General features: G+C 62.4%; 15 protein-coding genes and 1 pseudogene. All 16 read left to right on the top strand.

Annotation, left to right across the window (positions count from 1 at the left end; genetic code table 11):
- Positions 1–1,902: pseudogene (locus ABEL04_RS07695) on the top strand (SusC/RagA family TonB-linked outer membrane protein); the annotation flags it as partial.
- A 57-nt stretch (positions 1,903–1,959) separates the two neighbouring features.
- Entirely contained in the window at positions 1,960–3,537 is a 1,578-nt protein-coding gene (locus tag ABEL04_RS07690) for a SusD/RagB family nutrient-binding outer membrane lipoprotein (RefSeq protein WP_375801802.1), read from the top strand.
- A 126-nt stretch (positions 3,538–3,663) separates the two neighbouring features.
- On the top strand, positions 3,664–3,993 hold the full coding sequence (locus ABEL04_RS07685) for a hypothetical protein (RefSeq protein ID WP_375801801.1): 330 nt from the start codon (positions 3,664–3,666) through the stop codon (positions 3,991–3,993).
- Between the two features lie 781 nt (positions 3,994–4,774).
- The gene (locus ABEL04_RS07680) at positions 4,775–5,434 is read left to right on the top strand and encodes a CDP-alcohol phosphatidyltransferase family protein (protein ID WP_375801800.1); all 660 of its coding nucleotides are present in this window, start codon (positions 4,775–4,777) and stop codon (positions 5,432–5,434) included.
- A gap of 48 nt (positions 5,435–5,482) precedes the next feature.
- Positions 5,483–6,457 (top strand): signal recognition particle-docking protein FtsY, encoded by a 975-nt coding sequence (gene ftsY / locus ABEL04_RS07675; protein WP_375801799.1) that lies wholly within the window; start codon positions 5,483–5,485, stop codon positions 6,455–6,457.
- Between the two features lie 89 nt (positions 6,458–6,546).
- The gene (gene fmt, locus ABEL04_RS07670; RefSeq protein ID WP_375801798.1) at positions 6,547–7,470 is read left to right on the top strand and encodes a methionyl-tRNA formyltransferase; all 924 of its coding nucleotides are present in this window, start codon (positions 6,547–6,549) and stop codon (positions 7,468–7,470) included.
- Between the two features lie 81 nt (positions 7,471–7,551).
- On the top strand, positions 7,552–8,547 hold the full coding sequence (locus ABEL04_RS07665) for an AAA family ATPase (RefSeq protein ID WP_375801797.1): 996 nt from the start codon (positions 7,552–7,554) through the stop codon (positions 8,545–8,547).
- Positions 8,548–8,817: 270 nt separating this feature from the next.
- On the top strand, positions 8,818–9,834 hold the full coding sequence (gene hprK / locus ABEL04_RS07660; protein WP_375801796.1) for an HPr(Ser) kinase/phosphatase: 1,017 nt from the start codon (positions 8,818–8,820) through the stop codon (positions 9,832–9,834).
- Positions 9,835–10,068: 234 nt separating this feature from the next.
- Positions 10,069–11,163 (top strand): M23 family metallopeptidase, encoded by a 1,095-nt coding sequence (locus ABEL04_RS07655; protein ID WP_375801795.1) that lies wholly within the window; start codon positions 10,069–10,071, stop codon positions 11,161–11,163.
- A 276-nt stretch (positions 11,164–11,439) separates the two neighbouring features.
- Positions 11,440–14,034, top strand: a complete 2,595-nt coding sequence (locus ABEL04_RS07650) for a BamA/TamA family outer membrane protein (protein ID WP_375801794.1) — start codon at positions 11,440–11,442, stop codon at positions 14,032–14,034.
- Positions 14,035–14,168: 134 nt separating this feature from the next.
- Positions 14,169–15,968 carry an ABC transporter ATP-binding protein gene (locus ABEL04_RS07645; RefSeq protein WP_375801793.1) on the top strand — a complete coding sequence of 600 codons (1,800 nt, stop codon included), beginning with the start codon at positions 14,169–14,171 and terminating at the stop codon, positions 15,966–15,968.
- A gap of 50 nt (positions 15,969–16,018) precedes the next feature.
- Entirely contained in the window at positions 16,019–16,984 is a 966-nt protein-coding gene (gene rnz, locus ABEL04_RS07640; protein WP_375801792.1) for a ribonuclease Z, read from the top strand.
- Between the two features lie 99 nt (positions 16,985–17,083).
- Positions 17,084–18,958, top strand: a complete 1,875-nt coding sequence (locus ABEL04_RS07635) for an ABC transporter ATP-binding protein (protein ID WP_375801791.1) — start codon at positions 17,084–17,086, stop codon at positions 18,956–18,958.
- A gap of 105 nt (positions 18,959–19,063) precedes the next feature.
- Positions 19,064–19,822: a DUF2064 domain-containing protein gene (locus tag ABEL04_RS07630; protein ID WP_375801790.1), complete on the top strand. Its 759-nt coding sequence runs from the start codon at positions 19,064–19,066 to the stop codon at positions 19,820–19,822.
- Between the two features lie 350 nt (positions 19,823–20,172).
- Positions 20,173–23,301: a TonB-dependent receptor domain-containing protein gene (locus ABEL04_RS07625; protein ID WP_375801789.1), complete on the top strand. Its 3,129-nt coding sequence runs from the start codon at positions 20,173–20,175 to the stop codon at positions 23,299–23,301.
- 90 nt (positions 23,302–23,391) lie between these two features.
- Positions 23,392–24,172, top strand: a 781-nt coding sequence (locus ABEL04_RS07620; protein ID WP_375801788.1) for a 5'-methylthioadenosine phosphorylase, incomplete at its 3' end; no start/stop codon positions are given.

The following is a 24,172-nucleotide window of genomic DNA, read 5'->3' as shown; positions in this document are numbered from 1 at the left end:
GGCCAGCGCCAGATTGATCTCTCGGAAGATGCTCCCATGCAGGACATTGTGCGCCCCAATGGCGACCAGCGCTCCTGGAATTGGGCCAACAGCACGACGGCTCCCAAGACGGGAGACATCATCTATGCCAACAACCCCTACTGGATCCGCCGGAAGAATTACCAAAATGATGATACGCAGCGTATCTTTGGGAAGGTCAGGGTATCGTACGACCTGCTGCAGGACCTCACTGTGTCGGCAAACCTAGACACGGACTACTACACCGACCGGCGACAGGAGCGTACCGCCATTGGATCGGTGTCACAGTCGGGGTACAGTGAGGAGCTCCGAGAAGTGCAGGAGACCAACGTCCAGGGACGGATCAACTACGACGGACAACTAACCGAGTCCGTGAGCCTGCAGGCCAGGGCCGGGGTCGACTACAGATACAACAGTCTCAGTAACAACTCGGGCTCGACGAACGGGGGGCTCATCAGTCCGGGTGTGTATACCCTGGAAAACTCGACGAGCCGTCCTAACGTCAACGACTACTTCCAGGAGAAGGCCCTCATTGGCGTCTATGGAGACGTGACGGTGGGCTACAACGACCTCGTGTACCTGGGCGGAACCCTGCGCAACGACTGGTCCTCCACGCTCCCGGCGGATCAGAATGCTTACCTCTACCCGTCGGTGACCGGAAGCTTCGTCTTCAGTAGCCTGCCGGCCCTCAAGAACTCGGACGTGCTTTCCTTTGGAAAGATACGAGCAGGCTACTCGATCGTCGGACGGGCCACGGACCCGTACTCGCTGAATTTCACGTACAACAGTGGAACGCCGTTTAACGGCAAGCCGGTCAAGTCCATCCCCTCCAACCTGCCCAACTCCGATCTGAAGCGGGAGCTGAAGACGAGCTTCGAGGTTGGAGCCCGGGTGCAGCTGTTCCAGAATCGTCTCGAACTCGACGCGACGTACTACCAGAACGAGACGCAGGACCTCATCCAGAATGTTTCCGTCTCGCGTGCCAGTGGCTTCGCCTCTCGCACGCTTAATGCGGGCCGAATTTCGAACACGGGCGTTGAGCTTCGGCTCCGCGTTACCCCGGTTGCTACCGAGCGTACCAACTGGGACGTCACCTTCAACTGGTCCAAGAACGTGAATGAGGTTGAGGAACTCGCTCCCGGAATCAAGCGGCTTTCTCTGGCAGGAGGGGCGAGACCACCCTTTGGGCCGCAGATTGTTGCTCAGGAAGGAGAGCCGCTTGGCACATTCTACGGAAATGGGTTCAAGAAGAAAAACGGAAAGAAAGTCGTCAGCTCCCTTGGGTTCTATCAGCGATCAGGTCCGAAGGTGCTTGGCACCTACCGTCCGGACTGGAAGGGAAGCGTCTCCACGTCGTTCTCGTTCGGAAACTTCAGGGCCAGCCTCCTAGTCGACGGTCAGAAGGGCGGAGAGATCTGGTCGCTCTCTAACCTCTTTGGGCTGTACAGTGGCATGTTCCAGGGAACTGTCAAGGACAATCTCCGGCAGCTCGGGACGTTGCCCCAGAACGTTGTCACTTCGGATGGGGAGCCGTTCTATGGCGTCGGCGGTTCGAAGCAGAATCCCACGAGTGCCTTCGGTCCTGGCAAGCTCGTCTTCCAGACGCTCTTTTCGAACCACGCAGCGCACATGTACCCGGCTACGCACATCAAGCTGCGCGAGGCGACCATCAGCTACACGCTGCCACAGCAGTGGTTCGAAGGCGTTCCCGTTCAGCGAGCCGTTGTTTCGGCGGTGGGGCGCGATCTGGCGACGCTGCTCAAGTACACGCCCAACTTCGATCCCACGGCAATCACGACGTCCACCACCCAGGAGCGGGGCTTTGAGACCGGACAGCTTCCGCCGAAGCGAACCCTCGGACTCAGGGTGAACGTTCGGTTCTAGAGCACTGCTTCCTGTATGCCCTGGAATCGCAAACGAATCTCCCAACCACTCCACGCTATGAACCGTGTTCTCCGAACCCTTGCGATTGTCGGCCTCCTGACGGTAGGACTCACCATCGGCGGCTGCGATCTTACCGAACTGAATAAGAACCCCAACGCTCCCAGCAATGCCAAGCCGGGAGAGCTCTTAACAGGAGCCCAGCAGGACTTGGCGAGCACCATGTGGAACGACTACCCCGGCGGGTTTTGGAAGCGCTATGCCCAGTATCTCACCACAAACCAGTACACAGACGGGGATCGGTACCGGTACCCCAACGCACGGAGCGGAGCCAACAACGGCAACTGGGCGGACCTTTATTTCGTCCTGAACGACCTGCAGCAGATCGTCCGGCTCAACCGCCAGTCTCCCGGACAAACCAGTGGGTTTGGACCCCCCCAAAATCAGATTGCGATTGCCAAGATCATGCAGGTCTGGACGTACCAGTGGATGACTGACATATGGGGACCCATCCCCTTCCAGGAAGCCCTGAAGGGACGGAGTCAGGGCAACTTTACGCCGTCCTACACTGGGCAACCGAAGTTGTACCCGGCCCTGATCGATACCCTCACCAAGTACAGCCAGGCAATTCAGACCGACGCCCCCGCCCTTACGAGTGGCGACCTCATCTATGGGGGCGATATGGGCAAGTGGAAGAACTTTGCCAACGCACTGAAGATGCGTCTCGCCATGCGGATGTCCGATCGGATGCCGGACGCAGCTGCCACGGCGATCAACGAGGCCGTTCAGGCCGGTGCATTCGAAAGTGTCGACGGTAGTGCTCTGATCCCGTTCGGGTCTTCCTCGCCCTACCAGAATCCCCTCTGGGCCCAGTACGCCCTCGAGGGACGCGACGACTGGGCAGCGCCGGCCGCAATGGTCAGCGTGATGAACAACAACGACGATCCGCGGCGCCGCGCCTTCTTCTCAGATGCAGATGCCGACAGTTCCGGGAATCAGTTCAACGGATTCCCGTACGGGCTCACCCAGGGGGATGCCCAGTCGCTCTTTACGAATCCGAACAAGGATTTCTCGCGTCCGGGCCCGCGCGTCAGAGGACGACCCACTGAGCCGGCCATCCTCATGCTTTACGATGAGGTGCTCTTCATCAAGGCGGAGGCGAAGCTTCGTGATGACATGAGCGTCCCGAACATTACCAAGAGCGCGGAGCAGCTTTACCGCGACGCCATTACGGCTTCGATCGACTACTGGACTGGGGACATTACACCAGCCCCGACCGACGCCGAGGTCGACAACTTCCTCTCCCAGCTCGACATGCCGGGATCAGGCAACTTCAGCATCAGCCAGGATCTTGGCGTGCAGAAGTGGCTTGCTCAATACCAGCAGGGCGTGCAGGGCTGGTCGACCTGGCGACGCCTCGACTTCCAGGGTGTGTTGCAGGTCCCTCCGGGCAACCCCGGCAAAGCCGCCTTTGGCCGGTCCATCGCCGTCCGGATGGCGTACCCACAGGACGAGAGCACCTTCAATTCTGAAAAATACAAGAACGCCGTCAACAACATGCTTGGTGGCGACGGGGGCGAAGACACGCAGGGCACACTGCTCTGGTGGGATACGGAGTACGTGCCTCCCCGACAGTAGTCCGCTCTACGTCCTTCGAACCTCCACTGATATCCGTTGACAAGCACCTAAGTAATCATGCGTAGTAATCACCGCCTCCTTTCTCTGCCGGGACCGAACGTTCTTCCCGTGATCCTGGCGTTCCTCATGGCTATGTCACTCTCTGCCTGCGATCAGGGGACACAGAACATCGACTACACGTCGGGAAGCTCTTTGACCGTCAGTGGGCCGAGCAGCCTGACCCTTCCCGGAGATGGGTCGGGGGTTACTGGAGAGTACCAGGTCCGAGCCTTCACGATCAAGCAGGATTACAGCTGGTCGGTTTCCCCGAGTCCCCAGTCGAGCACGCGCAAGCGGCAGGGGGAAAACCTTGCGGTTACCTTTTCGGAGCCGGGGTCCTACGACGTCACGGTAACGACAACCATTGACGGGAAAGAGTACTCCGGCACCATGACCACTGAAGTGTCCGCCCCTTAGGCGTTGAGTACACGCGCTACGCAGCGACTCTCTACCCCTTCCCCTACAAGAGGGCCGACTGCTCTGTGCAGTCGGCCCTTTTTCTATCGGATCGGTAGTGCGACCGCTCCCCTACAGCTGTGCTGATGGGGAGCTGCCCTCGAATTTTTCGTTCCTCATCTCCAGGTGTCGTTGTCGAAGGGGCCACGGCACTCCGTCTCACTATTGCCGGGAGACCCGCGTGTCGTTGACCTGCGCCCAACAGTGTGAAGTTGTTTGCTCGAAGGAGCCTCCCCTGACTGGGTGTAAGAGACCCTCCGATGGCCGACCCCCGGCCTTCAGAAAATGGCCGCCCGGAGGCCCCCGATCGCGGAACGACCGAAATTTATCATGCCCGCGCCCTGAGCGAAGCGAGGAAGTAGTCCTGGGCTGAGCCCGACGAACGGAGGGCGAGTTCGATAAATTTCAGTGGAGCGAGAGCGGGCCTCAGGCCATTTTCTGCCAGCCAAGCCCTTTTCGTCCATTTTGGGGCTGCCAAAATGGACGCCTCGCGGGAAAGAAAGCTTCTGTTCTGTGGCGATAAGCTCGCCGAAACGGCGAAGCAGGACAAATCCACTGGGAAATGGAGCGGCTGACACCTCTACGAAAACAACTTCACACTATTGACCTGCGCCTGTACCGGTCCTCACAAAATCCAAATGGATTTCTCGCCAACAGGTCCCCTCGGGTGGTGTGTACCCGTAGTGTTCACTACATTACGATCGGGAGGTATCCTTCACCCGTCACACTGAACCGGCGCTCCATGCCTGCGTTTTCAACCCCCGACTTGGGGCGATTTTGGACCGTTCCGAATGCGCTTGGCCTGCTCCGGCTGGTGCTGGTGGTTCCAATCACGGTGTTTCTCTGGCAAGGGGGACCCCTCAGCTGGATCCTCGGGCTCATTTTCTTGATTGTCCTCACCGACTGGCTGGACGGGCGCATTGCCCGATGGACCCACACCGTTTCCGACTGGGGAAAGGTGATCGACCCGGTGGCCGACAAGTTCGCGGCAATCATGACGGTAACAGCGCTTACGTTTCGGCCGGCAGAGCCGCTCCTTCCTTTTTGGTTCTTCGGGGTCATCGTGGGGCGGGACCTCGCCATTCTTCTGGGGGGATTAACTATCGCCCGGCGCACCGGACAGATTACAATGAGCGCGTGGGCCGGCAAAGCCGCGTCCCTGTGGCTGGCCCTCACCGTTTTGAGCATCGTTCTGGAGGCCGATCCTCCGGTCTTGAACGTGTGCCTCTGGACGACGACGGGATTGCTCCTGATTTCTTTTGTGGTCTACGTCATTCGCTATCTAAGTCTCCTTCGCCAACATTCCCCACCTCGCACGTCTGACGGGGGGCCGTCGGGCCCATCCGAGTCCGGCGACTCGCAGGGACGGGGACTCCCGAGCCCCGCCCCCCACGCGACGTAACCGTTCTTTCGCGGGTGCACCACACTCTTCCTAGCTGCACAATCGCCTATGGGCTTTCTCGATCAATTTACGAGCTGGAACGACGAAGATGAGCAGGAGAAGCTTGAGGAAGGGCTCGACAAAACCCGAGATAGCTTTTTCGGGAAGCTCGACCGCATGGTGCGGGGGAAAGACACGGTTGACGCAGAGGTCCTGGACGAGCTTGAGGAGATCCTCATCACGAGCGATGTGGGGGTAGACACGACGCTCGACATTATTGACCACGTCGAGGCTCGGGTGTCGGAGGAGAAGTACGTTTCGTCTCAGGAGCTGAACGAGCTGATCCGAGACGAAATCGCGCGGCTGATGCTCGAGGGATCGGACGAGCGCCCCGCTGACTTCGACGCCCCGCTGCCCAACACGCCCCACGTGATTATGGTGGTCGGCGTAAACGGCGTCGGCAAGACGACGACCATCGGCAAGATGGCCTACGAGTACAAGCAGGCGGATAAGAGTGTGCTGGTGGGAGCGGCAGATACCTTTCGTGCCGCCGCCATTGAGCAACTCGAGATTTGGGCCGACCGGGCGGGGGTCCCCATCATCAAGCAACAGCACGGCGCCGATCCAGCCGCGGTGGCCTACGACAGCATCGAGGCAGCCGAGGCACGAGACACGGATGTCGTCATCGTCGATACGGCCGGCCGACTGCACACGAAGGGGGGACTGATGGACGAGTTGGCGAAGATGAAGCGGGTGATGAGTCGCAAGATTCCGAGCGCCCCCCACGAGGTGCTGCTTGTGCTCGATGCTTCGACGGGGCAGAATGCCCTGCGGCAGGCCGAAGAGTTTATCGACAGTGTGGATGTTACGGGCCTGGTCCTTACCAAGCTGGACGGCACTGCCAAGGGCGGGGTCGTGATCGGGGTGTCGCACCAGTTTCAGGTGCCGGTTAAATACATCGGGGTGGGGGAGGGAATCGAGGATCTGCAAATCTTCGACCGGAAGGGCTTCGTGGAGGGACTTTTTAAAGGCGTTAAAGATTGAGCGTTGCTCCGTTGAACGTTTTTGCGTCCAGCCGATCAGCCTTCTCACTCCACGTTCCAACGTTCAACGCACCGACGTTCCAACGCATCATGCGAGTGATTTTTATGGGCACGCCGGAGTTTGCGGTGCCCTCCCTCACGGCGCTTATCGAGGCCGAATACGCTCCCGTAGCGGTGGCAACGGGCCCCGACCGTCCCCGAGGCCGCGGGCAAACAGTGAGTCCCACTCCCGTGAAGAAGGTAGCGCAGGAGGCCGGTATCGACCCCATCCTGCAGCCCGAGGACGTGACCGACGACGCCTTCGCCGAGGCGGTCGCCGACCTGGAGCCGGACGTGATCGCGGTGGTTGCCTACAAAATTCTGCCGCCCACGGTCTTTACGACGGCCGCGGACGGTGCCTTCAACCTGCACGGCTCGCTCCTGCCTAAGTATCGCGGCGCCGCCCCCATCAATCACGCCATCATGAATGGGGAGACGAAGACGGGCGTCACGACCTTCTTCCTGGAACCGTCGGTGGACACCGGCGACATTATCCTGCAGAAGCGCATGTCGATAGCCCCCGACGAAACCGCCGGGGAGGTCCATGACCGGATGAAGGAGCTCGGGGCAGAGGCTGTGGTGGAGACGGTCCGGCAGATCGAGGAGGGGACCGTCGAGACCCGGCCCCAGGACGATGAGAAGGCCACCCCGGCCCCCAAAATCCACGACGAGGACTGTGAGGTTCCATGGGACCAGTCCGCTGAGGATGTGCACAACCACGTCCGGGGACTGTCGCCCCATCCTGGGGCGTGGACGACCCACGACGACACCCGTCTCAAGCTCTACCGCACCCAACCGGCCGATGGGGAGGGGGCGCCGGGGGAGGTGCTCGCCGCTCAAGAACAGCTCCTGGTGGCCTGTGGCACCGGCGCGGTGGAGGTGGTCTCCCTCCAGCAGCCTGGCAGGGAACGCCTCACCGCGAACGACTTTCTCAATGGTTACCCCCTGCACGAGGGAGAGCATCTCGGCACGTAACGAGCCGCTCTCGTTCCCGTAGCCCAAGATGCCTGCCCCTGAGTCCCTTCCCCACGCACACGCCCGCCGACGCCAACCAGTATGGCCGAGCACGATCTCTCCGAACTCGAAGACCGCATCACCACCGAGAGCGCGTTTACCGACGACTTGCTGGACGAGATTGGTCAGGTCGTTGTCGGGCAGCGGTATATGATTGAACGCTTGCTGATCGGGCTCCTGGCCGACGGGCATGTGCTGCTCGAAGGGGTGCCCGGGCTCGCCAAGACTCTCACGGTGAGGGCACTTTCCAGTGCCCTCGGGACTGGCTTCCAGCGCGTCCAGTTCACCCCCGACCTATTGCCCGCAGACCTTCTTGGAACGATGGTCTACAACCAGAAGGAGGGCACCTTTTCGGTCAAGAAGGGCCCGATCTTCACCAACGTCGTTCTGGCCGACGAAATTAACCGCTCCCCTGCCAAGGTACAGAGTGCCCTTCTCGAAAGCATGCAGGAACGACAGGTGACCATCGGAGAGGAAACCTTTGCTCTCGATGATCTCTTTCTCGTCCTCGCCACCCAGAACCCCATCGAGCAGGAGGGCACGTATCCACTCCCCGAGGCCCAGGTGGATCGATTTATGCTCAAGATCGACGTGTCCTACCCTACAGAGGACGAGGAGCTGGAGATTATGCGCCGCATGGCCCGCACGGACGACCCCCCCTCCGTGACGTCTGTGGCGACGCCTGATCAGATCCTGAAGGCCCGAGAACTGCTCAACGATCTCCACGTCGATGAACGAGTCGAGCAGTACATCGTCGATCTCGTGCTGGCCTCCCGAGACCCGAGTTCGCATGGCCTTGGGGAACTGGAGCCGCTCCTAGAGTACGGCGCGTCGCCGCGGGCGAGCATCAACCTGAATCTGGCCGCCCGGGCCCACGCCTTTTTGCGGCATCAGGCGTACGTGACGCCCGGAGATGTGCGCGCCATCGCCATGGACGTGTTGCAGCACCGCCTGGTGATTACGTACGAGGCGGAGGCCGAACAAGTCACGGCCGCCGACCTCGTCGAGCGAATCCTCAACAACACGGAGGTGCCCTAGCGCGGCTCCCACCCCTGCTCCTCCGCCTTCGAAGCGGTCTGGAAACTTGGCCCTGGCAACGTGAGCGCCGGGCAGGGTCGGGAACGCCCCCGGCCAAAACGACTGGCTTCGAGAAGCGAACTCCACGAGCCGCCAAACGACTCGCAAGGGTTTGGGAGGTCCTCCAGGTCCCCGACGCACGGGCAGACACAGGGGGTGGGGGGCGCAGGTTCACTGGCCCCGGTACGATTCGGCTTCACCAGAGACGCTCAGATTGGATCTTGTTTCGGCATGGACCGTCCCAAGACCTTTCAGAAAGAGTCGATCACAGTGGAGTTCATGGTCCGTCAACTGCGCGAGACGGTGGGAGTCTCGGTCGTTCCCGTAAACGACGGCGTGGGGGCGTCTGACCGCGAGGTGACCGAGAGCAACCTCCATCGCCCTGGCCTCGCCCTGGCCGGGTACGTCGATCTCTTCACCCACCAACGGGTCCAAATTCTCGGAAACACGGAGACCCAGTATCTTCATGATCTCGGCGACCCCGACCGTCGGGAAGCGTTTGAGCATCTCGTTCAGTTCCCGGTGCCCTGCGTGATCATCACGGCCGACAACGATCTCGCGCCGCCCTTGGTGGACCGGGCCACGGAGGCCGGGATTCCCGTCTACCGCACGCCGTTGCCGACCGTGCAGTTCACGTCGTCCCTCCGGAGTTTCCTGACCGACCAGTTTGCCCCACAGCGGGCCGTTCACGGCTCCTTGGTCGACGTCTACGGCATCGGCCTCCTTCTCCTCGGCAAGCCGGGCATCGGGAAAAGTGAGGTGGCCCTGGATCTGGTGGAGCGGGGCCACCGGCTCGTGGCCGACGACGTGGTTATCGCTACCCAGCAGGGGGACGACATTCTGATGGGGGCCGGGACCGATCTCGTGCAACACTTCATGGAGGTGCGGGGACTGGGTCTGGTCGACATCCGCTCTATGTTCGGCATCCGGGCCATCCGGTTTCAGAAGCGCATCGAGATCGTTGTTCACATGGAGCTCTGGGATTCGGACGAAGAATATACGCGAATAAACATGGTCGAGGATACGCACGACATCCTTGGGGTCGATCTTCCCATGGTGCGGGTTCCCATCACGCCCGGGAAGAACATCACCGTGATCTGCGAGGTGATCGCCATGAACTACCTGCTCCGCCACTACGGGCACGATCCCGCCGAAGTGTTCACCGAGCGGCTCCGCAAACGGATTCAACAGGAGGGGCCGCCCGCGCCGCGCCGGAGCATTGAGTACTTCGAGCAGGACTACGAATAGGCTCTGGCAAGCTCCGAAAAGACCGCTGTTAGAAAGGTTCTGTGTAATACGTCGTGTCCTGCCCTCGAACTCTTCCAAAGAGGTTCTCTCGGTTGACAGGCCTTGCCCTCCCTCCTATATTACTCCCGATTCTATGAGGATCGACCAGAAAACGTCTCGTCCGTTCAGGGACAAATACCCACCAGTGTACTCCTAAGTCTGAGAGCGTCTCTCGAGGAGAAAGGCGGAATCAGTGTGGGGGCTCTCACTGAGAATGGATGCATCCTCGTCATCGGGACGCATCTCTTTCTCCACCGGATGCTCAGCGAACTCGTCGTGATGAGTCAGAGGCAAAAGTACTACTACGACCCAGAGACATGCTCTTTCAAGAAAGTCGAGTCCACCTGGAATGAATGGGGGGCTTACGTGGGCCAAATTCTGGGATTGGCCATCATCCTGGCGGGATTTGCCATCTGGATGCTGGACGTGCAGTGGATCGCAACTCCGCAGGAGCAGACCCTCAAGGCGGAGAACAAGGCCCTTGAGCGTCAGCTAAGCCAGGTGAACGACCGGATGTCGGTGCTCTCGACCCGGCTTGACTCGCTGGCAAAGCGAGATCGGACGCTGTACCGACGTCTTTTTCAACTGAAGCCCATCTCGGAAGACGTGCGCCAGGTGGGGATCGGCGGGACTGATCCCTACAGCAAGTTCGAGAAGATGGGAAAGAGCACCGAGGCCCTCCTGCGAAATACAACACAGAAGCTCGACAAGTTGGAGCGACAGGTTGGCCTGCAGCGGGCCAGTTATCGTGAGCTCTACGATGTCGCGAAGCAGCGTCGGGAACGACTCCGCCAGCTGCCTGCCATTCGACCCGCCAATGGACCCATAATCTCTGGGTTTGGGATGCGCAAGCATCCCATCCTGAAGGTCCGAAAAATGCACGCGGGGGTTGACTTCCTGCTGCAGAAAGGCACGCCTGTAATGGCCACGGCGAACGGCACGGTAAAGCGCGCCGAGTGGAGTCGAAGCTACGGGAAGGTGATTGAGGTTCGGCACTCAAAGTCGGAGTACGTAACGCGCTACGCCCATCTCTCGAAGATCCCGGACGACGTTCATCCGGGAGCACAGGTTCAGCGTGGCGACACGATCGGGTACAGCGGAAACACGGGTCAATCCACCGGTCCCCACCTCCACTACGAGGTCCGCAACATGGACGGAAAGGCCCTCGATCCCATGCAATTCTTTGTGCCAGACATGAGCCCGAAGAGCTACCATCGTCTCGTGCAGCGCACTCAGCGGTACCGAATGCAAGTCCAAGACACCACCTCAAATTCTCTTGCGGCCCGGTAGGAAGGCTTCCGCGCCCCCACGCCGACAGATGATGATCGGAGGCTGAGGAGCGCCGTGGATCCGCTGTCCACTCCCCGTCTCGGTCGGCGACGGGGAAAAATCCTGGGACGAGCGGACCCCTGGGATGCCACATCTTCTGTCGAGGCCCGCGCTGGGCCTTGAGACAGAGTTCTCAAGGAAACGGCCTCCACGTCCCGGCACCGTCCGCCCATTTGGACGTTAGGAAGTACCGACTGTCCATCTGTGCTTCTCTGACCCTTCCGCCCGACCGTCCCGATGTCCACACCTTCCCCGGCGATGGTCCAGATCCGGTTCGGGGGGGCGTGGAGCCTATTGATTGGGGTAATCGGGGGAATGCTCGTGTGGGGAGGGGGCTCTCCGGTGCGAGCATTGGGGGACCCCCAGCCTGGCGCCATTGCTTCCGACACTACCGCGCCAGTCGTACGGAGTGTCGAAATTCGGGGAAACCAGCACTTCTCAGACCAAACCCTGAAGCAGAACCTGCGGACGCAGCCGAACCGCCGGATCCTGGGCATTCCGGGGCTCACGTGGTGGCGCTGGGTCTACCAGCTGGGCAACTCCGACTGGATGTGGTCGCGCCTGGGGGACGCGCTCAAATCGGGGGGCGAACCGCCCGCCCGCCTCGACTCGAATACCGTCGTCGGGGACACCGAGCGCCTGCGACTGTTCTACCGGCAGCAGGGGTTTCGGGACGCAACGGTTTCGTACCGGATCGAATCCTCACCGTCCGCCGACTGGGCCCGAGTGACGTTTTCGGTGGAGCCGGGGCCGACAACCTACATCCGACAGGTCCGATATACCGGCCTCGACGTGCTCACTCGGAGCCAGAAGCGTCGCCTTGCCCAGCAGACCGTGTTCGAACCCACCTCCACGACCATTGGGGACACGCTACGCTTTGCGGTCCAGGGGCAACGGTACCGCGAACCACTGCTCCTGGAGCAGCGCCGCCGAATCCTAACGTTTCTGCAGAACGAGGGGTACGCCGGGGCAAGCCGGGACTCCATTCGGGCCATCGTCGACTCCGTGGCGTCCGACTCGTTTGACGTGACCTTTCGCATCCAAACGGGGCCGCGGTACCGCTTCGGGGACATCCGCTTCGTAGTGACGGGCACCGAAACGACCCCTTCCCGGACCGACACGCTCAGTGCGACTGTGGACTCAAGCGGAGGGTATCAACCCCTGATCACGGCTCGGATCACGGACGAAAGCCACCTCAATTCGAGCATTCTCCGTCGGAGCCTCCAATTTTCCCCCGGTGAATACCACGACCAATCGGCGATCCAGGCAACCAAGCGTCGGCTCGAGAGCACTGGGGTGTTTACCTTCACGAGCCTATCTCCACAGTTCGGAGAGGTCGTTCGGGACAGCGCTGGGGCGCGGTACTTGCCGCTTCGCATCAAGGGACGGACGCGGCAGCGACACCGTGTGCGGGCGGAAACCTTTGCGCTGCAACGCGAGTCGATAGGGAGTGCCGAGACCAGCCTCCAACTGAACGAGTTTGGGGTAGGCCTGAGCGGGCTCTACGAAAACATCAACGCTCTCGGGGGAGGAGAAGCGTTTCGTCTTCGGGCGTCTGGATCGGTAGCGTCCGGCCTCGATTCGACGCTGGTCAGCTCTCGACAGCTCGAGGTGAGCGGGTCTTTGACGTTCCCGTACCTCATCCGTCCATTTCGCCCGTTCGAGCAGCTCTTCGATCTGACGAGCACAAAGACCCGGGTGTCCCTCTCGGTCCTCACGGCCCGACGCAACAAGCTTGGCCTGCGGATCCGGAGCCGGGTCAACGCGCAGCTCCAGCTGGAAATGAGACACACGCCGACGCGTGTCTCTCGCCTCGACGTTCTGGACCTGAGCCTCAGCAATCCAGACACGCTAGACCAGTTTGGCTCTAGATTCCTGGATCGCGTCTTTGGGCCGGAGGGAGGAGGAGTGCAGAACCCCGTGCAGCGCCAGCAGATTCTGCAGGACTACACCCGTCCGCAAATCAACACGGCCCTTCGCTATACCTTCCGCTCGGCCACCGCCAATCTTCTGCGGCGGCGCAACGGTCACATCTACGAGCTCTCGGCTGAAGTTGGCAGCACCCTCCCACTCCTGTTCGACCGATTTGTGTTTGCGCCCGGCACGCTGAACTACTCCCTGCCCGGCTTTTTTGGGGGCACAGGGGGGTTGACCGGACGTCTTCTCTATCGTCCCTATCTCCGGACTACGGTGGACCTTCGGCGTTACGTGCCCCTGGGATCGGGGACGACCGTCGCGATGAAACTCTTTGGAGGCGTAGCCCACCCGACGGCCGGGCCCACCGTGGTCCCGTTCGACCGCCGGTTCTTCAGCGGTGGGGCCAGCAGCGTGCGCGGGTGGCGACTCTGGGACCTGGGACCGGGGGCCACGCGGCTCCCCGCCGATACGACGGCCGCGGCGCAGGGGGGGCTCGCAAACATCCTGGGGGGGGATCTCAAGCTAGAGTCAAGCCTCGAACTCCGGACGACGCTCGTTCCGAGCCTGCTCGCGGCGCGGTGGACCGGGGCTGCCTTTCTTGACGTGGGAAACGTGTGGTTCGGGCCACGAAATCCGGGACTTGGTAGTGACGGAGCGCCCTCCGACTCGACGATGCCAACCCGCCTGAGCACGGCGGAGCAGGTCAACGTCGGGGGGGGGCGCTTCCAGGGGCTTGAATCGCTGCTTGACGTGGGCGTGGGAGGGGGGATTGGGCTTCGCCTTGAGTGGGAATACCTTGTAGTTCGACTCGACCTCGCGTATCGCCTACACGATCCCTCGCCTGTGAACAACGATGTGTTTTCGGATGACTTCGGGGGGCCGCTTCTCCACTTTGGAATTGGGCAGGCCTTCTGAGCGATCTGGGGGACACACGTGTCCAGACTAGGACTTGTTGCCGCATCGTTGTTTCTCCCGCTCCTTTAAGGGATCAGCCGTTCCGTCGTCCGCATTGAAGCCAACGCGCACGTTTCTCCGCTGCTTTACCGAGTATGGGTCCGCTTGCTCGCCTCAATCACTTTTTCTGGCGGTACAAGTACCTCTTCATTCCGGGCCTGCTGTTCACCATGATCTCGGCGGGCTTCCAAATCACCGTGCCCATGGTGGTGCGGCAGGCCGTAAACGGGATTCCCCGCTTCGTGCGGCTCTACACCTTGTACGAAGGGACCCCGGCTCAGTCGTCCCTGTACGCGTACTTTTTTGTCGCCCTGCTGCTGTTCGCGGTCGTCATCATCCTGCTGTCGGGCACGAGCGGACTGTTCATGTTCCTCATGCGGCAGACCGTGGTCGTGGCCTCCCGGCACATCGAGTTCGACCTGCGAAATGACCTGTACGACCACCTCCAGCAGCTCTCCGCGGTGTTCTATCAGCAATACTCGACGGGCGACGTCATCACCCGGGCGACCGACGACATCGAGAAGGTGCGGCGCTACATTGGCCCGGCCATCATGTACGTCACACGCTCGCTCGTGATGGTGCTGGTGGCCGCCACCGCCATGTTCGTGATCTCGCCCACCCTTACGCTGTATGCTCTTGCCCCGCTGCCTCTCTTGGCAGTGGCGGTCTTCTTTATGGCGCGGATGGTTCACCACCGCAGCGACCGGCTCCAGCAGCAGTACTCCTCGCTCACCAGCCGCGTCCAGGAGGCCTTGTCGGGCATCCGGGTGCTGAAGGCGTACACCCGTGAGGAGGCGGAGGCGGAAGCCTTCGATGAGGAAAGCGAGGAGTACCGCGCACGGAATCTCGACCTCGCGTGGGTGGAGTCGGCGTGGCGGCCCCTGTTCCTGCTGCTCGTCGGCATCTCTACGGTGATCGTGGTCTGGATGGGCGGACGGCTCGTGGCGGAAGGCGCCATCACGATCGGAAATATTGCCGAGTACATCATCTACATCAACATGATGACGTGGCCGGTGGCTTCGCTCGGCTTCGTCATCACGATGATCCAGCGGGCCTCGGCGTCGGTGCTGCGGCTGCAGCGCATCATGGACTGGGAGCCTGAGATTGATGATGGACCGGCCACCGACGCCTCCATTCAGACCCTCGACGGCCACGTTGCCTTTCGGGACGTGTGGTACCAGTACGAAGACGAGGACGAACCGGCCCTTCAGGGCGTGAGCTTCGATCTGCCGGCCGACCACACCCTCGCCGTCGTGGGCCGCACCGGCTCAGGCAAGAGCACGCTCGTCCGCATGATTCCGCGCATTCTGGAGCCGGACACGGGGACCGTCGAGATCGACGGGCACGACATCCGGACCATTCCGCTGGAGACGCTGCGCCAGCACATGGGTTATGTGCCGCAGGATGTCTTTCTGTTCAGCGACACCGTGGCCAACAACATCGCCTTCGGCGACCTCGACGCCGACCGGGACGAGATCCGCCGGGCCGCGGCGGAGGCGGACCTCGACGAGATCGTGACGGACTTTCCGGATGGCTTCGATACGTATGTGGGGGAGCGCGGCATCACGCTGTCCGGCGGGCAGAAGCAGCGGACCTCGATTGCCCGGGCGCTTATCCGCGATCCCCGAGTCCTGATCTTCGACGATGCGCTCTCGGCCGTCGACACGGCGACGGAGCGAAACATCCTGCGGTCCCTCCGGGAACGGCAAGGACGCAGCACGCTCGTCATCGTAAGCCACCGTCTCAGCGCCGTGCAGGAGGCCGACCTTATCCTGGTCATGGAGGAGGGGCAAGTGGTGCAGCGCGGCACGCACGACGCGCTTCTGAACGAGGAGGGGCTCTACGCAGACCTCTACGAGAAGCAACTTCTCGAGGAAAAAATCCAGGCACTATAGCGTTGAATGTTGAAACGTTCAACGTTGAACGTCCCAACGTGTAACGCTCTATGACCACGAACGTCGTCCCCCTCGGAACCGCCTCGGCGCTTCCCACGGAGGAGCGGCACCTTTCGTCGGTGGCCGTCGAGCGGAAGGGGCGGGTGTTGCTCTTCGACTGTGGGGAAGGCACGCAGTACCGCCTGCTGGATGCCGACCTCCCCCGGGTCCGCGTGGATGCCGTCTTTGTGACGCACCTGCACGGCGACCACTGTTACGGCGTGCCTGGCCTCCTGTCGACGCTCGCCCTGCAGCAGCGGTGTGAGCCCCTGACGCTCGTGGTGCCGCCCGGAGCGCGCGCGATGCTGGAGGCGATTCCGGGGAGCGACCCGGACGAGCTTCCGTTTCCGGTGCGGGTTACCGAGGTGGGAGAGGACTTGACGCACGCGGTCGTTTACGAAACGGACGAGTTGACTGTGGAGGCGCGGCCGCTGGACCACCGCGGGTTTGCAATGGGATTTCGGCTGGAGGAACGGACGCGGCCCGGGCGGTTCAAGCCGGAGCGGGCGCGGGCGCTGGGCGTGCCGGAAGGGCCGGCCTTTGGGCGCCTGCAGTCCGGCACTCCGGTGACGACGGCGGACGGCACGACGGTACGACCGGAACAGGTGCTGGGGCCGCCCCGGCCGGGCATCTCGATCGCCTACGTGACCGACACGCGCCCCTGCGATGGCGGGCGCGCCCTCGCCGACGACGTGGATTTGCTCTACCACGACGCCACCTTCACCGACGAGCATCAGGCCCGCGCAGAGACGACGGGGCACTCAACGGCCCGGCAGGCGGCCGCGGTAGCGCGGGACGCGGGGGCGGAGTGCCTTCTCCTTGGCCACTTGAGCGCCCGCTATGGTACCCCGGAGCCGCTAGAGCGGGAGGCCCAGTCGGTCTTTTCGGCGGCGACGGTGGCTGAGGAACTGCGCCGCTACGCCCTCGATCCCCGTGATAAAGAGCCGCAACAGACCGCGGCAACCGGGCAGCCGTGAAACGTCGAAGATCGTTTCGGGGGACGCAACATTGGGGGCGTCCTTCGAGTTGTCGTGACCGCAACCATTTTTCTTTCGGAACTACTCGCTCCACGTCACTTGGCTGACGACACCTCCGACGACCATTTTGAGCCAGAAGACCGTGTCGACGAAGTACATACGTTCGACCTACGGCTACTCCGTCGGATAGCGCGCTACCTGGCGCCCTACACGTGGCACATCGTCCTGGCGCTCGTCATCACGCTGGGGGCCTCGGTGCTCGGGCCGCTCCGCCCGTGGCTCGTGCAGAAGGCCATCGACAACTATATCGTGGTCGGCGACCTGGAGGGACTCCGGGTAATCATCCTGTTTCTGATGCTGGCCCTCGTGGGAGAGGGGCTGCTCTCCTTCGCAGAGAACTATCTCACGCAGTGGATCGGGCAGCAGGCCATCTACGACTTGCGCACCACGCTCTTCCGTCACGTCCAAAACCAGTCGCTCTCGTACTTCGACCACACGCCCGTGGGCCGCGTCATCACCCGCACCACGAGCGATGTGGAAGCTATCAGTGATGCGTTCTCCTCGGGGCTTTTCACCGCGCTGGGGGACTTGTTTAAGCTCTTCTTCATCGCCTACTTCATGTTCACCCTGAACTGGATGCTGGCGGTGGTCACGCTGCTCGTGATGCCGCTGATGGTGTGGGTGACGTTCTGGTTCCGGCGCAACGTGCGAAGGCAGTACCGGGAGACGCGCAAGCAGATGGCCCGGATCAACTCCTTCGTCCAGGAGCACGTGACGGGCATGCACATCGTCCAGCTTTTCAATCGGGAGGAAGAGGAAAAGGACCGATTTGAAGACATCAACGACGAGCACCGGGCGGCGCACCTTAAGACTATCTTCTACTACGCCATCTTCTGGCCGTCCATCGAGTTTATCTCGAACGTGGCGCTGGCGGCGGTGCTATGGTTTGGGGGCTTCCGGGCGCTCGGGGGCTCGGCGCTTACGCTGGGGGTCCTCGTGGCGTTTATTCAGTACGCGCGCCAATTTTTCCGTCCCATCCGCGACCTCTCGAACAAGTACGATACCCTGCAGCGGGCCATGGCGGGGGCCGAGCGCGTCTTCGGCGTGCTTGACACCGACAAGAGCATCGACGAGCCCGAGGCCCCGATTGCGCTCGACGGCCTGAAGGGCACCATCGAGTTCGAAAACGTCTGGTTCGCCTACGAAGAGGACAATGAGGGCAATCCGGATTGGGTGCTGAAGGACGTGTCCTTTAAGGTAGAGCCCGGCGAGATGGCGGCGCTGGTGGGGGCGACCGGCGCAGGCAAATCGACGGTCATGAACGTGCTGCTCCGGTTCTATGAGATCCAGAAAGGTCGCATTCTCGTCGATGGGCACGACGTTCGCGACCTCCGGCTCCAGGACCTGCGCGAGCGCATCGGTGTCATCCCGCAGGACGTGTTCTTGTTCAGCGGCTCTGTGCGGCGCAACCTGACCCTCGATGACCCCACGGTCGGCGAGAAAAGGATGCGGCGCGCCGCACGAACGGTACAGGCCGACCAGCTCATCGAGCGCCTGCCGGAGGGGTACGATCAGGACCTGAAGGAGCGTGGCTCGTCCCTCTCGCGGGGCCAGCGGCAGCTGCTGGCCTTCGTGCGGGCGCTCCTCTACGACCCGGATGTGATGATGCTCGACGAGGCCACCTCCAGTGTCGATACGGAGACGGAGGTGCTCATCCAACGGGCGCTGGAGCAAGTTACGGAGGGGCGCACCACCCTTGCCATTGCGCACCGCCTTTCCACGATCCAGGACGCCGACAAAATCCTAGTGATGCACAAGGGCGAAATTCGGGAACGAGGGACCCACCAGGAGCTTCTGGCGATGGACGGCCTCTACCGGAAGCTCTACGACCTACAGTACGCCGATCAGACCGTGTCCGCGGCCGGCGGGGGCGACGGGCAAGTAGCGACGGGAAGGCGCCAGACGACGCAGTAGCGCTCCGTCCCGATACGGTGCAGAGAGACGTAACACTTCTGTGACTGAAGGTGGGCGATGTAACGCTGCCGACCGGATCTAACACAAGTCAAACGCCATACGTGCTTGCCTCGACGGCAGTCCTCACGAATCCGGCCTAGCTCCTCAGCCACCATCGGAGTCTCTGATCGCCGTACCGCTATTCTCGTCTTCAGCCACCGCCCCGAGCGCGAGTGGCAGAACAAGTGGTTCGTGCGGGAGGACTACGCGAAATCTCGGCGGGTCGCCGAGGCCTTCTACCAACACACACAACAGGCTGTCGAGGACAGCAGCTTTCCCGTCCTCGAGGTCAACGGGGCTCAGCAGCGCGGTGACACCTTCGGGGTGCGCCTCGCCAACGCCCTGGCCGATGCCTTTGCGGCGGGCTACGAGCGTGTGATCGCCGTCGGGAGCGACTGTCCGCGCCTGCATGAAGTTGACTGGCAGGAGGTGGCAAGTCATCTCGAGGAGGGCACGCCAGTACTCGGCCCCACGCCCGACCGCGACGGGACGTACCTGATCGGGGTCACCCAATCGCAGTTCGAGCGGCAAGCGTTCGCGGCGCTTCCCTGGAAGTCGCCGTCCCTGTTTTCGGCCCTGGCCCGTCACCTCTCTGAGCGGGCCCGCTCCGCCCCTACTCTGCTCGAAGCGCGCGACGACGTAAACGACCCCGCCGAGCTTGCGGCCCTCATGCGCCGCCGGGGCGCGCTTCCGAAAGGGCCTCTCGCCAGGCTTCGTACGATTCTGGGGCCGACCACACACACTGGGCGCCCCGTAGCATCCGCTTCGAAGGAGCACCTGCGTCGCCCCCGCTCGCGTGCCCCACCCACCGTCTTGGCGGGCTGAATCCGAACAGGCCTCCCCGGCGTCGTCCAGGTCGCGTGCCCTTCTCTTCGACCTCTTCGACGCGTGGCGTCGTGGGAACGATTGGGGAGGCCGCGAGGCCGCAAAGATCGCAGCCCGCCCTGCCTATCAGCAGCGGAGGTCCTCCGCATCGGTAATCCGCATGTCGGAGGAGGTCCGCAGGTCGTTGCACGTCTCTGGGAGCACGGGCGCTGCGCGCAGTGCCAGAACTCCCACGTGGCCCGACGACACTCGGGGTCTACCCACGCCAACTGCTCACCCTGCCCGTGGCGTCCCAGGACGTAACCACATCCAATCCTCGGTGGGTTCCGCAAAGTCATCTTCCTCCTGACATGAGTACGTTCACACGCGAAACCGCACGCCTCTTACACAAGAGTTTCTCGTCTATTGCCTTCTTAACAGTCCTGCTTGGAATCGCAGCGGGGCCTGTGGCGCATGCGCAGGCGGGACTCGAGGTCCACGCCTTCGACGTCGAGGAAAAGGCCCCCGTGTCCGGGGTGACGATCCACCTTGTGAACGAAGGAATTGGCTACGAGTCGACGCAGCAAACCAACGCGCAGGGCACAGCCCAGTGGGGAGGATTGTCCACGGCGGGCACCTACAAGGTCTTCTTCAAGGAGAACAATCGGTACTACGAAGCACGCATCTCCGGCATTCGCCTCCGGAACAGCTTCACCCGGAGCGTTACCCTGCTCCTCCAACCACTGGCTGAGTATGAGCTCGAAGAAGTCGTGGTGGAGGGAGGACAGGGCATTGCCGAGGTCAACCGGGTCAACGCAGAGGTGTCTTCAAGCCTGTCGGCGGCCGCCCTCGAGGACCTACCCGTGGAGGGCCGCAACTTTACCCAGGCCCTCTACCGGTTGCCCAACGTCACCCCGTCGACCGGCTTTTTCCCTGAGGCGCCTAACGTCAGCATCAACGGCGCCAACGGCCTGTACACGAACTACCTGATCGACGGGATGGACAACAACGAGCAGTTTCTCGGGGGGCCTCAGTTCGAGGTGCCGACGGGAGCCGTGAAAAACGTGACGGTGCTTACGAGTACCTACTCCGCCGAGTACGGACGCACCGGCAACGGCATCTTCAACGTCACCACCAAGTCCGGCAGCAATGAGCTTGAGGGGGAGGGCTTCTACCTCACGCGGCCCGGGCAGCCCATCGATGGGGAGTTCACGGAGGATGAGTCCGTACCCACCCAGCGTGACCTCTCGGGCAACGCGGTGAAGAGTGGTTTTCAGCGGCATCAAGCTGGTGTTGCGCTCGGTGGGCCCATCGTGAAGGACCAGACGTTTTTCTTCGTCAACCTGGAGCACACGACCGACTGGAAAAACAATGCGCTTACCACGCCGGGCCTCGACTCGACGACCATCAACGGTCAGAACCAGTTCACCTACTTCTCGGGCCGAGTGGACCACCGCTGGAATGACCGCTGGCGCTCTACTGTGCGACTCAACGCCAACCGGGTGCGAATTGACCGCCAGGGCGGGGGGCTCACCGGGGGCATCACGTTCGCCAGCGCCGCCAACACCCAGCAGCGGGACGGGGTGCACGCGGCGATACAAACCACGTACGCCGGCGACCAGCTGGTGTACGAGAGCAACGTGCAATACAGCTGGTTCAACTGGGACTATGCAGACGCGGCCAATCCGAATAGCCCCCAGGTGAGGGTGCAGGACCCTCAGGGCACCCCCATCGCCGTGCTCGGCCACCCGGGCTACCAGTTCAACAGTGTCGAAAACACGCTCCAGTTCCAGCAGAAGCTTACGTACCAGCTTGGCAGTCACACCCTGAAGGCTGGGGCCGACGTGCTCCTGTCCGACCACAGCTTAGCGGGGGGCGGGAACCCAAACGGCAACTACACGGTCCGGCTCAGCGCCCAACAGATGGAAACCTTCCGGACTGCCGACGTCGGGGCGTCACTGACGCCGCGTAGGCTCGGACGCATCCTGCCGGGGAACATCAATGTGACCAACTACAGCGTTGAGCTGCGGCCCTCCACGTTTGGCACGCGTCAAGACCTGATTGGGCTGTACGTCGAGGACCAGTTCGCGCCTGTGCCGGACCTGACGGTGACCGCTGGGCTGCGGTGGGACTACGACAGCCTCACGGAGGGGGCAGGCGGTCCGGACGACGCTGATTGGAACAACCTGGCTCCGCGCCTCAGCCTCAACTACGCGATCGATGGGCGCACGAGCCTGCGCGGGGGCTACGGCATTTTCTACGACAAGATCGTCTACTCCGTCGTCAGCGACGCGCTGGAGCAGAACGCGACCAATCCCGCGTACAAGGCCCAGATCCGTTCGCTGATCGATCAGGGACTCTTGCCGGAAGACACCAACGTCGACGCGGTGACGTTCAACGGCACCCGCACCGCGAGTCCACCCACCTCAGACTACCTGGGCGGCCCGACCGCCGCGGACCTGAGCCGGGAGGAGATTCAGGCCTCCTTTAGCAACGAGCGGCGCATTCTGAACCCGAACGGCTACGAGAACCCGCAGACGCACCAGTTCTCGCTCGGGGTGCAGCGGCAGTTTGGGGCCGAATGGCTCGCCTACGTCGACCTCATCCACACCCGCTCCTACGACCTCTTCCGCCTGCGGGATCTGAATGCACCAGCCCCCTACGACATCACTGCTCAGGAGCTCCGGGCCGCCCGCCAGGATCCCGACCGGGACCCATCGGACCTCGTGCGATCTCGATTCGAGGCCGATAAGACACGCCCGGTCGATCTCTTTCAGCGGACCGACAACGGCAGCATCAAATTCGGACCGAACGGCAATCCGCTCTACAAGCCCGGCGTGGCCCGCAGCATCGTGATGACGGAGACGGAGGGGGAGGCGCGCTACTGGGCCGCCAACTTCAATCTCGTGAAAGATCGGGGCGACGACTGGTACTCCGGACGGCTCAGCTACACGCTCTCGCGCCTCCGCAACAACACCGACGACATCAACTTCAGGGCCGAGACCGCCAACCGGTACGGGGACGAGTGGGGCCCATCGGTGAACGACCGGCGGCACGTCATCAGCGCCATCGGCACCGTGTATCCCACGGAGCGACTGCAGGTGACGCTGGCGAGCCTCCTCCAGAGCGGACAGCCGGTGAACTGGGTGCCCGACGCCTCAATCTTCGGGACGCGCGACCTGAACGGGGACGGGCGCTCTTACGGGGCCGCCTACGTAGGCAACAGCGACCGCTGGCCCGGCGCCTCGCGCAACAGCGGCCGGCTGCCGTGGTCCACCCGCTTCGACCTGAGCCTGCAGTACGCCTGGCCGGTAGGGGCCGGACGCGTAGTGGCCCGCGCCGACGTGTTCAACCTCCTCAACACCAAAAACCTCAGCGGCTTCGCCAACAACGCCACCCAGAGCAATCAGATTCAGGTCGGCCCTCCCGGATCGGCCATCGAGGAAAAAAACGTTGGGCCGCCGCGGCACTTCCAGTTCGGTCTGCGGTACGAATTTTAAGCGTGGAGGTGTGGATGTATGGAAGCATGGAGGCACAGTCGTGTATGCCTCCACGCGTTCGTGCCTCCACGCATCCAGGCTTCCATCATCATGAGTGTTGCCGCCATCCTCGGAAGTGCCTTCGCCGACTCCCTGCCCGGCGAGCTCGATCTAGCCCCCGAGGAGATCGAGACAGACTGGGGCTCACAGACGCTGTATCGGATGCGGGAGGTCGAGCGTCCGGCGTACGTGCTCTTCCGGCACGAGCTGCCGCATCGTCTGCTCCCGAACCAGATCAACTACCGCGCGCAGGCCGCGGCGCTTCGGGCCGTCGGCTGCGGGGCGCTCCTGGTGACAAGTTCGGTGGGGGTGCTGGACGCCGAGGTGCCCCTCTACCGGCCGCTGCTGGTGGACGACCTCCTCATGCTCGACAACCGCCTGCCCGACGGCACCGCCTGCACGATGTTCACCGAGCCCTCAGCCGAACACGGACACCTCGTATTCGACGAAGGCCCGTTCGCGCCAGGGGTCACCGAGCAGGTCCAAGATTTGGCAGATTCGGTGGGCGCGTCGGTGGCCGACGCCGTGACGTTCGCCTACGTGCAGGGCCCCCGGTCCAAGACCGCCGCCGAAAACCGGGCGCTCCCGCGCCTTGGGGCCCAGGTCAACTCCATGACCTTAGGGCCCGAGGTGGTGCTAGCCAACGAGCTGGAAATCCCGTGTGCGGGGCTCGTGGTGGGGCACAAGTACTCGATCCCGGACCGCAACCCGCCGGCGCAGGAGGCCCTTTCGTCGACCCTCGATCGCTCGCGCGAGGAGCAAGAGCGAATTGTGACGGCGTTTTTGCGGGCGGCGGAGCCGGTCGAGTTTCCGAACACGATCTATCGGTTTG

Origin of the sequence: Salinibacter sp. (assembly GCF_042218895.1) — a bacterium.
Taxonomy (GTDB): Bacteria; Bacteroidota; Rhodothermia; order Rhodothermales; family Salinibacteraceae; genus Salinibacter.
This window is presented reverse-complemented; position numbering and strand designations above follow the sequence as displayed.